Raw genomic sequence first — 13559 nt, 5'->3', positions numbered from 1 at the left:
CGGAAGGCGGAGCGAGCCCGCCCCGCCCCTCCCCGCCTCAGTCCCGGCCGGTGATGCCCCGGGTCGAGGCGATGACCTCGCCCATCTTCTTCCCGAGGGCCTCGTAGAACATTGACAGCGGGAACTCGTCGTCGAGCACGGCGTCAGTGAGTCCGCGCGGGGCCCCGATCAGCTCCTCCTCCGGGAGCCCGCGGGCCCAAGCGGAGGCGGGATGCGGCGTGAGCGTCGCCGCGATCAGCTGGTGAGCGGCCAGCCAGTGCGCCGTCTTCGGGCGGTCGATCGAGCGCCAGTAGAGCTCGTCGATCGCGTCCGAGAGGGCGATGACCACGTCCGCGACGCCGTCCCACTCGAACCCCAGCCGGGTGTCGGTCCAGTGCAGCACGCCATGCTGGTGCAGCCAGGCGAAGAGCAGCTGGCCACCGAGGCTGTCGTAGTTGCGCACCCGCGACCCGGTGAGCGGGAAGCGGAAGAGCCGATCGAACAGGATCGCGTACTGAACGAAGCGCGAGCGCTCGGCCAACGCCTCCTCCGCATCGTCCCGATGCTCGAGCGCGCCGAGGCGACGCTCGATGGCGACGGCCTCGCGGAACGCGGTGAGGTCGCAGCGCAGCTCCTCCAGCGAGTACAGGAAGAACGGCATCCGCTGCTTGATCATGAACGGATCGAACGGCAGGTCGCCGCGCATGTGGGTGCGGTCGTGGATGAGGTCCCACATGACGAAGGACTCCTCGGCCAGGCGTTGGTCGGCGAGGAGGCGCTGCGCGTCCTCCGGCAGTTCGAGCCGGGTGATCCGTGCGGCCTCCGTAACGACGCGGCGGAACCGGGCCGCCTCACGGTCGGCGAAGATCGCGCCCCAGGTAAAGGACGGGACGGAACGCATCGCGACCGTCTCGGGGAACAGCACGGCGCTGTCGGTGTCGTAGCCGGCGGTGAAGTCGACGAAGCGCACGGGCACGAACAGGGCGTTGGAGTAGTCGCCCGCCTCCAGCTCGGCGACGAAGTGCGGCCAGACGACCTCGACCAGGACGGCTTCGACGTGGCGATCACGGCTGCCGTTCTGGGTGTACATCGGGAAGACCACGAGGTGGCGGCGGCCGTCCACGCGGTCGAGCTGCGGCTGGAAGGCGGTGAGGGAGTCGAGGAAGTCGGGCAGCCCCAACTCGTCGGCGCTCCAGCGCTCGAGGTCCACGACGAGCGCCTCCAGGTAGGCCGCGTCGTGCGGCAGGGCGGGGGCGAGGGTGCGTACTCCGACGATGATCCGTTCGACGAGGGCCCGGGCCTCGGCGAGGCGTTCCGGCTCGGCGAGCGAGCCGTCCTGCGCCTGGAGCGGCTGCAGCGCTGTGGCGGCGGCCCTGAGGTGGAGCCAGGCGGCGGAGTCCTCCACGCGGTCCTCGACGACCTCGGGTTCTCCGATGACGGTGCTCTGCACGACATGCGACATGGTGATCCTCCTCACGCTGGTAATACGGGGTTTTCGGGACGGAATGCGCTTCGACTCCGAGCGTATGGGCTCGCGCACGCGCTTTTCTTGCGTCCAGGCGGAGTGCGGCGGCGCGCTCGCCAACCCGTGCGCACGTCTGCGCCGCGCTCCAGGAGCCCGCGATCAGGATTCGCCCAGGTCGCACGTAGATTTTACCCCCCATCCGGGGCTAGAATGCTCGGCATTCCGTTTTTGCCCCTCCTTCGGGTCGAAGATGGTGCGACATCGTGTCCGCATCCCGAGTGCGGAGACATCCGATAGGACCAGCGCGCCGAACACCCTGGTGGTGTGCTGGATCGTCGAGCCATCCTGAGAGAGAGGATCGGAGCGCGTGACGGGACCAGAACCCGGAAGCGACCAGAGAACAGCCAGCATCGACCACCGCCCCGAGAACCTCCGTCTGCTCCCCTGGCCGCAGGCGGACGCCGAGCTCCTCCGCGATACCCTCGCGCACACGAGCGCTGGACTCGAGAGCGAGAGCGAGTTCCTCGTGCGTCACGACCGCTACCTGCGCGGTTGGGCGGACGGCGACGCGTTCTTTTACGTGGTCGAGCTGGACGGCGTCTCCGTCGGCTCCATCGGCTATTGGTATGGCTCCTCTCGAGGCATGCTCGCTTACGAGGCGGCGTGGAGCATCGTTCCGCACGCCCGCGGCGTCACTGCGGCCTCTGTTCGGATGCTGCTCGAGGAGGCCGCGGCGTACCCCGTGCCCCGCTTCGTGCACGCCTTCGTGGCGCAGAGCGACCTCGACGCTAGCGCGACCTGCATCGAGGCCGGATTCGACCGCGTCGACCTCGTCGAGCAGGGCGAGCCGCCGGAACTCTACGTCGATTGGGCGTTCGACCTGGCCGCCGTGGCCTGACCAGAGGCCGTGGCGCTCCAGCCGCCGCCCCGCTCACGGCGCCGGCGGCGGGCAGGCAGTCCGCGAGATGCCACTTATGAGGCCGACACGCCGCACGGAGGGGTCATAAGTGGCATCTCGCGGACGGGCGACGGGGGCCTGGTCGTCGCCGACGCGCGGCTTTCCTCCGCGTCCCTCGTCCTGGGTTGGCTGTGGTGGCGCGGAGACCGTCGCGCTTGAGGGCCGTCGCTTAGGCTCTCTGCAATGAGCACCACGTCCGCCTCTCGCCGCGCCTCCGGCAGGCCGCGCCGCCGTCGCGGCCTCTGGATCACGCTGATCGTCCTCCTCGTCCTGTTGATCGGCGCTGTCGTCGCTGTGCTCCTCGGCGTCCGCACCTACGACAAGGCGATGACGGTCCGCGACAAGCTCACCGAGGCGATCCCGCTGGTCTCGCAGGTCACCGGCAAGCTGACGGCGTTCGACACCTCGGGGGCGGAAGCGACGGCCGCGCAGATCGCGACACTCACCGGTGAGGCCCGGGACGAGACCGACGACCCGGTATGGCGAGTGATGGAGGTCGTCCCGTACCTCGGCCCAAACCTGGCCGCCGTTCGTGCCGCGACGGAGATCGCCGACGACATCTCCGGCAAAATCGTCACTCCGCTCTCGACGACCTCGCTCGACATCCTCAAACCGGTCGGCGGCAAGGTCGACCTCGCCGCGATCACCGAGCTCTCGCAGAAGATCACCGTCGCCAAGGGAGTCGTCGATACGGCGCAGACCCGGGTCTCGGGGATCGACCGCGAGCAGCTCGTCCCGCAGGTCTCCTCCGCTCTCGACTCCTTCAGCCCCCAGCTGGCCACGGCGACCACGGCGATGGATCAGGTCGAGCCGCTGACCGCGATCCTGCCGGATTCGCTCGGCGCCTCCGGCCCGCGGCACTACCTCGTGCTGTTCCAGAACCTGGCGGAGTCGCAGGCGCTCGGCGGCGGTGCCTCCTCGGTGATGCAGCTCGATGTCGACGGCGGCGCCATCTCGATCGGTCGCCAGCAGTCCAGCTCGGACTTCAGCGGGCTGGATCCGGTCACCGTGGACGAGAGCGCGCTCGACACCATCGGCCCCAACCTCGCGACGACCTTCAACGTCTCGACGAGCCGGCCCGACTTCCCCACGGCGGCGTCGATCGCCTCGCAGTTCTGGGCCCAGAAGTTCCCCGAGCAGAAGATCGACGGTGCGCTCGCCATCGACCCCGTCGCCCTCTCCTACCTCCTCGCCTCGACCGGCCCGGTCACCCTCACCGACGGCACGGTCCTCACCAGCGACAACACCGTCTCGACGCTGCTCAACGAGGTCTACTTCCGCTACCCCGCCTCGGTGGTCGGCGAGCGCACGGACGAGTTCTTCTCCGAGGCGAGCGCGACAATTCTGGGCAAGATCCTCGGCGGAGAGATGGAGCCGACGACGATGCTGCCGGCGATCGTGAAGGCGGTCGGCGAGAGCAGGATCCTGGCCTTCAGCTCGGACGCCGACGAGCAGGCACTCCTCTCGCCTACCCCGATCGCGGGAGTGCTGCCGGGCTCGACCGCCGAGAGCACGACGACGGGCGTGTTCTTCCAGGATGCGTCCCGCGGATCGAAGATGGACTACTACCTCAAGACGGCAGTCGCCCAGTCGAGCGTGGGTCGTTGCGCCGCGTCCGGCGCGGTCTTCTCGACCTCCGTCACCGTCACGAACACGATCACGAAGGCCGTGGCTCGGGGCCTGCCGGCCTACGTCGCCGCGGCGGGTGGGCGGGGCCCGTACCCGCTCGGCGACTTCGTGACCAACATTTACGTCTACGGTCCTCCTGGCACGAGTATCGCCTCAGCGTCCTGGGACGACGGCACCGGCTACGACCCTCAGACATTCGAGGACCTCGGCCGTCCGGTCTCGAAGGTCGCTGTGCAGCTCGCGCCGGGGGAGTCCCAGACGTTCGACGTGCAGTTCAGCGCCGGAGAGAGGACGGGCTTCGGGGACCAGGCCGTGCGGGTCACGCCGATGATCACTCCGACGACGGTGACCCTCAGCGACGAGCCCAGCTGCGGCTAAGGCTCGCCGCTACGCCAGCGCCGAGCCGGGGATCGAGCTGGTGACGAGCCAGGAGGCGAGGAGCGCGGTGCCGACGCAGAGTGCGAATCCGACGATTGGGATCCAGAACGAGCGACGACCGACGAGGTGGCGCACGACCGTGACGCCGACGGTGATCAGCGTCAGGGCGGTCGGGCCGAGCAGCGCGATCGAGACTCCCCAGTCGATTCGGTCGAAGTCGCAGGCGAAGTTCTGGCCCTCGCACTGCGCGGGGAAGACGGAGAGGATCGCGGCGAGGTAGCCCAGCACGATGCAGAGGAGGCCGAGGGCGAGGCAGCAGAGGACGGAGAGCACCAGGTCCCAGCGGCGCCGGTGCGGCTTCCCGGCGGCGATGATCTCGCGGATGGAGCGGTAAGCGTCCGTGCGGAACTCGTCGCGGGCGCCGGCGGGGCGCGCGGGAGCGGGCCGGGCCGGAGCGGCTGTGGCACCGTTAGCTCGGGCGCGCTTCTTCTTCGACGAGGCCATGCTCAAAAGATCATCGGACGGTCGTCGTCGAGGGTCGTCTCGAGGTCAAGGTCCACCACCACGGGCACATGGTCGCTCGGAGCGTCGCCCTTGCGCTCGTCGCGGTGGATCGACGCGCCGGTGACCAGCTCGCCGAAGGCGGCGGAGCCGAGCACGAAGTCGATCCGAAGACCTTCGTTGCGCGGGAAGCGCAGCTGCTTGTAGTCCCAGTAGGTGTAGCCCTCGGGCACGAGCGGGCGGACGACGTCGTGCAGGCCGGCGGCCTCGAAGGCGGAGAAGGCCGCGCGCTCGGGGACCGAGACGTGCGTGGATCCGGGACCCAGGCTCGGATCGCCGACGTCGCTGTCGAGCGGGGCGACGTTCCAATCGCCGACCAGCGCGAGCGGCAGATCGGGCTCGGCGGCCAGCCACTCGCGAGTGTTCGCCTCGAGGGCTGCGAGCCACTCGAGCTTGTAGTGGTAGTGCGGGTCATCGACCGCCCGGCCGTTGGGCACGTACAGGCTCCAGACACGAACCCCGTCGACGGTCGCGCCGATCGCACGGGCCTCCAGCGGGTAGCCGCCGTCGGCCGCGGGCTCCTTGGCGAAACCGGGCATCCCCGGAAATCCGATCCGTACGTCCTCCAGTGGCAGCCGGGAGGCGATGCCGACCCCGTTCCACTGGCTGAGGCCGACCATCTCGACGTGGTAGCCGGCGTCGGCGAAGGCCTCGTGCGGGAACTGCTCGGGCTTGCACTTGAGTTCCTGCATGGCCAGCACGTCGATGTCCTCGCGCACGAGCCAGTCGATGACGCGGCCGGTGCGGGCCCGGATGGAGTTCACGTTCCAGGTGGCGATGCGCATCCTGAAAGTGTAGGAGCCGCCGCCGACACATCGCCTGCGGGCGGGCGTGAGGCGGGTATCCGCTCAGCGATTGCGGAATGGGTGTCGGTGGTCGATGGTTGACGTGCGCCGTCCCCGACCGGCCGCCTCCGCCCCACCCCCTGCGCCCCACCCCCTGCCCCGCCCCGGAGGACTCATGATCCTGCTCCGTCTTGCATCGTCGTACGCGAAGCCCTACTTGCGCTGGGTGGTCGCCGTCGTCGTGCTGCAGCTCGTCGCGACGCTCGCCGCCCTCTACCTGCCGAGCCTCAACGCCGAGATCATCGACCAGGGCATCGGCCGCGGCGACACCGACTTCATCTGGGCCACGGGGATGAGCATGCTCGGCGTCTGCCTGGTGCAGGTCGCGGCGGCGATCGCAGCCGTCTACTTCGGCGCCCGCACTGCGATGTCCATCGGACGCGACCTGCGCCGGGACGTCTACCGCCGCGTCGACTCGTTGAGCGGGCTCGAAGTCGGCGCCTTCGGCACCGCCACCCTGATCACCCGCGGCACGAACGACGTGCAGCAGGTGCAGATGCTCGTGCTGATGACCCTCAACTTCATGGTGTCCGCGCCGATCATGTGTGTCGGCGGCATCGTCTTCGCGCTGCGCGAGGACGTGGGGCTCTCCTGGCTGGTCTGGGTGTCGGTTCCGCTGCTGTTCGTCGTGGTCGGCGTCCTGGTGTTCCTGCTGCTGCCGCTGTTCCGCCTGATGCAGGACCGGATCGACGGGATCAACAGCGTGCTCCGCGAGCAGATCACGGGCATCCGCGTGGTGCGCGCCTTCGTGCGCGAGCCGTTCGAGTCGGAGCGGTACCGCAGAGCCAACGCCGCGATCACCGAGGTGTCGATCAAGGTCGGCAACATCTTCGTGCTGATGTTCCCGGCGATCATGATGATCCTGCACCTCGCCACCGCCGCCGTGCTGTGGTTCGGCGGGCAGCGGGTCGACGCCGGCCAGATGCAAGTGGGCTCGCTGACCGCGTTCCTGCAGTACCTCCTCCAGATCCTCACCGCCGTGATGATGGGGGTCTTCATGGTGATGATGATCCCGCGTGCCGTTGTCTGCGCCGAGCGGATCCAGCAGGTGCTCGACGCTCGCACCAGCCTCACCACTCCCCAGGGCGGTCTCGCGACCCCGACGGGCGGCCGCGTCGAGTTCTCGGGGGTCGTCTTCGGTTACCCGGGCGCCGAGCGTCCCGTGCTCTCCGGGATCGACCTCGTCGCGGAGCCGGGCCGCATCACCGCCGTCGTCGGCTCCACCGGCGCTGGTAAGACGACGCTGCTCGGCCTCGTGCCGCGCCTGTTCGACCCGCACGAGGGCTCCGTCATGATCGACGGCGTGCCCGTCTCCTCCCTCGACCGGGCGCAGCTCGCCCAGGTGATCGGGCTCATACCGCAGCGGCCGTATCTCTTCTCGGGCACGATCGCCTCGAACCTGCGCTTCGGCCGGCCCGACGCGACCGACGCCGAACTCTGGGAGGCGCTGCGCATCGCCCAGGGCGAGGACTTCGTGCGGAGCAAGGAGCACGGCCTCGACGAGCCGGTCTCGCAGGGCGGGACGAACGTGTCGGGCGGCCAGCGCCAGCGGCTCTGCATCGCGCGCGCCCTCGTCGCGAGGCCCCGGGTCTACCTCTTCGACGACTCGTTCTCGGCGCTGGACGTCGCGACGGATGCACGGCTGCGGGAGTCGCTGGCCGACGCGACCACCGACGCGACCGTGATCATCGTGGCGCAGCGGGTGTCGACGATCCGCCACGCCGACCAGATCGTCGTGCTCGACGCGGGCCGGGTCGTCGGCCGCGGTACGCACGACGAGCTCCTCGAGGCGAACGCAACCTACCGCGAGATCGTCGAATCCCAACTGAGTGTCGAAGGAGTGTCCTGAGATGGCGCGCGCACGCGACACCGCCGCCACCGACCCCGCGTCCGCAGAGGTAGAGCAGCTCGAGCCCGACTTCGAACCCGGCGAGGGCGACGGCGGCATGTTCGGCGACGGGCCGCCCGCCCGCAAGGCCCAGAACTTTTGGCCCTCCGCCAAGCGACTGTTCGCGCTGCTCGGTCCCGAGCGTGCGCGGATGATCCTCGTGGTCGCCCTGGTCTCGCTGTCGGTCGTCCTCACCGTCATCGCGCCGAAGATCCTCGGGCAGGCGATGGACACGATCTTCAACGGAGTGATCGGCGCGGGTTTGACCGCAGGGGTCCCGCTCGAGCAGATCATCCAGGAGCAACGGGCCGCGGGAAACGACACCTTCGCCGACATGCTGTCGAAGACCGACATCGTTCCCGGCCAGGGCATCGACTTCGTGGTGCTCGGCCGCCTCATCATCGTCGTGCTCCTGATGTACGTGGTCGCGTCGGTGCTGATGTGGGCGCAGGGCTACCTACTCAACGGGCTCGTGATGCGCGTGGTCTACGGTCTCCGCCAAGACATCGAGGCCAAGCTCAACCGGCTCCCGCTGCGCTTTTTCGACACTCGCCAGCGCGGGGACGTGATGTCGCGCGTCACGAACGACGTCGACAACATTCAGACGGCGCTCCAGCAGGCCTTCTCGCAGCTGGTGCAGTCGCTGCTGACCATCATCGGCATCGCGGCGATGATGTTCATCGTCTCCTGGCAGCTCGCGCTGATCGCGCTGATCTCGATCCCGCTCTCGGGCGTGATCGCGGGAGTGATCGGCGCTCGCTCGCAGAAGCTCTTCGCCGCGCAATGGAAGAACACCGGCGCGCTCAACGGCCACATCGAGGAGACCTTCTCCGGCCTCGAGATCGTGCGTGCCTTCGGCCGCGACCGCGAGATGCTCGAGGAGTTTGATCGCCGCAACGACAGCCTCTACACCGCGTCGTTCGGCGCCCAGTTCGTCTCGGGCATGATCATGCCGGCGATGACCTTCGTCTCCTACCTCTCCTACGTGCTGATCGCCGTGGTCGGCGGCCTGCGCGTCGCCTCCGGGCAGCTGACGCTCGGCGACGCGACCGCATTCATCCAGTACTCCCGCGAGTTCACCCAGCCGGTCACACAGCTCGCGAGCATGGCCAACATGCTGCAGTCGGGTGTCGCTTCGGCCGAGCGCACCTTCGAGCTGCTCGACGCGGAGGAGCAGGAGCCGGAGACGGCCACCGCGTCGCTCCCGCAGCGCACCGACGGGCACGTCGAGTTCGAGAGTGTCTCCTTCTCGTACGACCCGGAGCAGCCGCTGATCGAAGACCTGACCTTCTCCGCGCAGCCCGGGCAGACCGTCGCCATCGTCGGCCCCACCGGAGCAGGCAAGACGACGCTGGTCAACCTGGTCATGCGCTTCTACGAGCTCACCGGCGGGCGGATTCTGGTCGACGGAGTCGATATCACCAGCCTCGCCCGCGGCGATCTGCGCTCGCGGGTGGGCATGGTGCTGCAGGACGCGTGGCTCTTCGAGGGCACGATCCGCGAGAACATCCGCTACGGCCGCCTCGACGCGACTGACGACGAGATCGTCGATGCGGCGAAGGCCACAATGGTCGACCGCTTCGTCCGCCAACTGCCCGACGGCTACGACACGGTGCTCGACGCCGACGGCGGCAGCGTCTCGGCCGGTGAGCGGCAGCTGATCACGATCGCTCGGGCGTTCCTCGCCACTCCGTCGCTGCTGATCCTCGACGAGGCCACCTCCTCGGTCGACACCCGCACCGAGCTGCTGGTGCAGCACGCCATGAACGCGCTGCGCTCCGACCGCACCTCGTTCGTCATCGCGCACCGTCTCTCGACGATCCGCGACGCCGACACCATCCTGGTGATGGAGTCGGGTCGCATCGTCGAGCAGGGCGCACATGAGGTGCTCCTGAAGCGGCGCGGCGCCTACTACGAGCTGTACATGACCCAGTTCCGCGGAGGCGGCGATGAGGCGGGCGAGCACGCCGCAGCGCGCGCTCCCGGGCGGTGGAGGGGTGGCCCCGTAGAGTAGGTGCGTGACCGACGCACGCCACCAGCTCATCGAGTACATCGGCTCCGACGCCGTCTTCCACGGGGACTTCACCCTCACCAGCGGCACGAAGGCGTCGTACTACGTCGATCTGCGCCGGGTGAGCCTCGACCACCGCGTCGCCCCGCTGATCGGGCAGGTCATGCTCGACCTGATCGCGCCGATCGAGCGCGTCGATGCGGTCGGCGGCCTCACGATGGGAGCCGATCCGATCGCCGCCGCGATCCTGCACCAGGGTGCAGCTCGAGGGCTCTCCTACGACGCTTTCGTTGTGCGCAAGGAACCCAAGGACCACGGCCGCGGTCGGCAGGTCGAGGGCCCCGACCTCGAGGGCAAGCGCGTCGTGGTCGTCGAGGACACGTCCACCACCGGCGGCTCACCGCTGACGGCGATCGAGGCCCTGCTGAAGGTCGGCGCCGAGATCGCCGGAGTCGCCGTCGTCGTCGACCGCGCGACCGGGGCCCGCGAGATCATCCAGGACGCCGGCTACCCGTACTTCGCGGCGATCGGTCTGGCCGACCTCGGCCTGAGCTGATGGTCGACAAGGGCGGACGCGACGGGGGCTCGGAGGGCGGTGAGCACTCGGAGCCGGAGGGCCGGGAACTCGAGGGCCGGGAGTCGACTCCTCGCGGGAACGAGCGTTCCGAGCCGGATCGTCCCGTCGGCAGCAGCGAGTGGCTGCTCCAGCAGCTCAGCGGTGGCCGACTGAAGAGCATTTTCGACTCACCTCGGCCTCCTGCTCCGGTGCAGCGGCCGACAGAGGACGGTGCCGAATCCGTGGTGAGCGGATCCGAAGCGGCGGCGGCTGAGGTACCCAGCGCGTCGGCGACGGAGCGTCCCGTGGAGGACGAGTCCGCTGCCGTGCCGCGCCACAGCCCGGCTGCTCCGGTCGGTCTCTGGCCGGGAGAGCCCGTGCGGAGTGCGGCACCCGCACCCGTCGAGGGCGACGATGCGGACGGCGGGTCCGATGACGGCGACACCGGGACCGGCGACACCGGGACCGGACCGGGCGAGCCGCCCTCCGTGAGCGATCCAGCGGATCAGCGGCGCGAGCGCGCTACCGACCGCGCCACCGAGGAGCCGCCCGGCGACCACGTCTCCCACGAGCCGCCCACCGACAGCGGCGCCGACGTGCACCGCCGCCGAGCCGACTCCGTCCGCCCGGTCCTGCCGCACACCCTCCCTCCCACCGACCTGCCGACCGCGCCGGCCGGGCTGCGCAGCGCCCGTCGGGCGTCCGACGAGTCCGTCGAGGTGGCCGGCCCCGGCACCGACGGTGCAGTCCCGGAGCGCGCCGAGGTGCCTCCCGTCGCCGACGACCGCCCCGCGGGTGCGACCGCGCCCGCCCCCCGAGAGCTGGCCCCGCCCGCCGTCTACGAGTGGCCCGACCCGCGTGGCGACTGGGACCAGCCGCCCGTGTGGGAGCAGGTCGTCGCCCCGCGCGACGTGCCGGACGGCGGCGACCAGGAACTCTGGCGGGAGAGCGCGGGCTCCTACGCCTGGGATCTCGAGCCGGCGACCGACTCCGTCGTCCCCGCCGAAGCGGCGCCCTTCCGCACCGCGCCCGCGGCCGCGCACGTCAACGCCGCCGCGCCGCGCACGTCGCGCTCGGCCCGGTCCCGCCCCAAGAGCCGCGAGCGAGGATCCACCCCCGTCGGACCGCCGCTCTGGCGCACCCTCAGCAGGCGGCGCCTCCTGGTCGGCCTGATCGCTGCGGGCGCCGTGATCCTGCTCGCCGCCCTCTTCACCATCGGCATCGCGGTCGGGAGCGCCGGCGGACAGGCCGAGCCGCAGGCTGCCCCGGCCGTCAGTGACACGCCGGCCGACTCGACGCCCGGGCCGACCGCGTCCCTGCCGACGGTCGGCCCGCTGCCGGCGGGAACCTGGGCGTGGAACGCGCTGCTCGGCGGCGAGTGCATGCAGCCCTTCGACTCCGTCTGGGCGGAGGAATTCACCGTCGTCGACTGCGCGACCGCCCACTCCGCCCAGCTCGTAGCCACGGCCGAGTTGACCGACGCCGCCTTCCCCGGCCAGGAGGCGCTGGCCGTCACCGTCTCCTCGCTCTGCCAGGCGCAGGGCGTTGTGAACATCGCCGCGGCCGAGACCTACGGCGACGTGCAGGTCGCCGGCGCGTTCCCGGTCACCCAGGAGCAGTGGGACGCGGGCGAGCGCAGCTACTACTGCTTCGTGAACCGAGCCGGTGGCGGCGAGCTGACCGGTTCCCTGGCCGGCAGTCCCGCAGCCTGATCCGCGCGTCCTGTGCCGTCGGGCCGACCGAGGCGGGACACGCGCAGTAGGGTTGCCGATCGTGCAGGAGAACGAGGCGAACCCCGCGGCCGGACCCACCGCCTCCGTCGAACTCACCACGAACGGGGTCGGCCCCTGGCGGGGCGAATGGCCCGAGGACGACCGCCTCGACCCGGAACTGCTGGAGCGCGGCGACGCGCGCAACGTGGTCGACCGGTTCCGCTACTGGCGGATGGACGCGATCGTCGCGGAACTCGACCGCACCCGGCACCCGTTCCACGTCGCGATCGAGAACTGGCAGCACGACATGAACATCGGCTCGATCGTCCGCAGCGCCAACGCGTTCGGCGCGGAGGGCGTGCACATCGTCGGCCGGCGGCGCTGGAACAAGCGCGGCGCGATGGTGACCGACCGGTACCAACACGTTCAGCACCACGAGACGGTGGCCGATCTCGTGCAGTGGGCGGCGGAGGCGGAGGTGCCGCTGATCGCGATCGACAACGTCCCCGGCTGCGTGCCGCTCGAGACCTACCGCCTGCCCGAGCGGTGCCTGCTGCTGTTCGGGCAGGAGGGGCCGGGTCTCTCGGAGGAGGCGATCGACGCCGCCGAGGCCGTGCTCGAAATCTCGCAGTTCGGCTCGACCCGCTCGATCAACGCGTCAGCAGCAGCCGCCGTCGCGATGCACGCCTGGGTGCTGCAGCACGTCCGCTTCTGAGCCCGGCGCCGCCTCCGAGCGGGACCGTGCCGACAGGAGTCAGACCGTGGACGCCGGCGGGAACTCCGACTCGAACGGCTCCGCCGACAGCAGCTCGTGCACCCCGCTCAGCACCTCGTCCGGTCGGAACGGGTAACGCTCGATCTCGGCCGCGTCGCTGATCCCCGTCAGCACCAGCACCGTGTGCAGCCCCGCCTCGATACCCGCGACGATGTCGGTGTCCATCCGGTCGCCGATCATCCCCGTGTTCTCGCTGTGCGCGCCGATCTTGTTCATCGCCGAGCGGAACATCATCGGGTTCGGCTTGCCGACGACATACGGATCCTTCCCCGTCGCCTTCGTGATCAGCGCGGCGATCGCCCCCGTCGCCGGGAGGACACCCTCAGAGCTCGGACCCGTCGCATCAGGATTGGTGACGATGAAACGCGCCCCCGCCACGATCAGACGGATCGCCTTCGTGATCGCCTCGAAGCTGTAGTTGCGGGTCTCACCCACGACCACATAGTCGGGTGCCGTCTCGGTCATGATGAAGCCGACCTCGTGCAGCGCGGTGGTGATCCCCGCCTCGCCGATCACGAACGCGCTCCCGCCCGGCTTCTGCGACGCGCAGAAATCCGCGGTCGCCAGAGCACTCGTCCAAATGCGCTCCTCCGGCACATGCAGCCCCGACCCGCGCAACCGCGCCGCGAGGTCCCGCGGCGTGAAGATCGAGTTGTTCGTCAGCACCAGGAACGGGGTCCCCGAGTCGATCCACTCCTGGATCAGCTCGGGCGCGCCGGGGAGCGCCTTGTTCTCGTGCACCAGCACGCCGTCCATGTCTGTGAGCCAGGCCTCGACTTCACTGCGGTTCGTCGCCATGCGT

At 69.9% G+C, this 13559-nt stretch carries 11 protein-coding genes; 7 read left to right on the top strand and 4 right to left on the bottom strand.

The window, feature by feature from the left end; all coding sequences use genetic code 11:
- Positions 1-37 precede the first annotated feature (37 nt).
- A complete protein-coding gene (locus tag C1O28_RS12925; protein ID WP_097167153.1) occupies positions 38-1441 on the bottom strand; it encodes a DUF6421 family protein in 1404 nt (467 codons plus the stop codon).
- Between the two features lie 370 nt (positions 1442-1811).
- Between C1O28_RS12925 and C1O28_RS12920 the strand changes: the two genes are divergently transcribed.
- Together C1O28_RS12920 and C1O28_RS12915 are read left to right on the top strand one after the other, a co-directional pair.
- Positions 1812-2342 (top strand): hypothetical protein, encoded by a 531-nt coding sequence (locus tag C1O28_RS12920; RefSeq protein ID WP_097167152.1) that lies wholly within the window; start codon positions 1812-1814, stop codon positions 2340-2342.
- A gap of 243 nt (positions 2343-2585) precedes the next feature.
- A complete protein-coding gene (locus C1O28_RS12915; protein ID WP_097167151.1) occupies positions 2586-4409 on the top strand; it encodes a DUF4012 domain-containing protein in 1824 nt (607 codons plus the stop codon).
- A gap of 9 nt (positions 4410-4418) precedes the next feature.
- Here C1O28_RS12915 and C1O28_RS12910 read toward each other — a convergent pair whose 3' ends face one another.
- Both C1O28_RS12910 and C1O28_RS12905 read right to left on the bottom strand, forming a co-directional pair.
- The gene (locus tag C1O28_RS12910; protein WP_097167150.1) at positions 4419-4913 is read right to left on the bottom strand and encodes a DUF6264 family protein; all 495 of its coding nucleotides are present in this window, start codon (positions 4911-4913) and stop codon (positions 4419-4421) included.
- 2 nt (positions 4914-4915) lie between these two features.
- On the bottom strand, positions 4916-5755 hold the full coding sequence (locus tag C1O28_RS12905) for an exodeoxyribonuclease III (RefSeq protein WP_097167149.1): 840 nt from the start codon (positions 5753-5755) through the stop codon (positions 4916-4918).
- A gap of 175 nt (positions 5756-5930) precedes the next feature.
- Between C1O28_RS12905 and C1O28_RS12900 the strand changes: the two genes are divergently transcribed.
- The 5 genes from C1O28_RS12900 to C1O28_RS12880 all read left to right on the top strand — a co-directional run bounded on the left by C1O28_RS12900 (position 5931) and on the right by C1O28_RS12880 (position 12697).
- Entirely contained in the window at positions 5931-7664 is a 1734-nt protein-coding gene (locus tag C1O28_RS12900) for an ABC transporter ATP-binding protein (RefSeq protein ID WP_097167148.1), read from the top strand.
- A 1-nt stretch (position 7665) separates the two neighbouring features.
- Positions 7666-9717: an ABC transporter ATP-binding protein gene (locus C1O28_RS12895; RefSeq protein WP_097167147.1), complete on the top strand. Its 2052-nt coding sequence runs from the start codon at positions 7666-7668 to the stop codon at positions 9715-9717.
- A gap of 4 nt (positions 9718-9721) precedes the next feature.
- Positions 9722-10270, top strand: a complete 549-nt coding sequence (gene pyrE / locus C1O28_RS12890) for an orotate phosphoribosyltransferase (RefSeq protein WP_097167146.1) — start codon at positions 9722-9724, stop codon at positions 10268-10270.
- Positions 10270-11982 (top strand): septum formation family protein, encoded by a 1713-nt coding sequence (locus C1O28_RS12885; protein WP_097167145.1) that lies wholly within the window; start codon positions 10270-10272, stop codon positions 11980-11982. The genes pyrE and C1O28_RS12885 overlap by 1 nt, the downstream gene beginning before the upstream one ends.
- Before the next feature lie 61 nt (positions 11983-12043).
- On the top strand, positions 12044-12697 hold the full coding sequence (locus tag C1O28_RS12880) for a TrmH family RNA methyltransferase (protein ID WP_097167223.1): 654 nt from the start codon (positions 12044-12046) through the stop codon (positions 12695-12697).
- Positions 12698-12736: 39 nt separating this feature from the next.
- Here C1O28_RS12880 and C1O28_RS12875 read toward each other — a convergent pair whose 3' ends face one another.
- Positions 12737-13555, bottom strand: coding sequence for an HAD-IIA family hydrolase (locus tag C1O28_RS12875; protein ID WP_097167144.1), 819 nt, complete (start codon positions 13553-13555; stop codon positions 12737-12739).
- Positions 13556-13559: the final 4 nt, after the last annotated feature.

Source organism: Rathayibacter rathayi, from assembly GCF_004011095.1.
Classification (GTDB): domain Bacteria; phylum Actinomycetota; class Actinomycetes; order Actinomycetales; family Microbacteriaceae; genus Rathayibacter; species Rathayibacter rathayi.
This window is presented reverse-complemented; position numbering and strand designations above follow the sequence as displayed.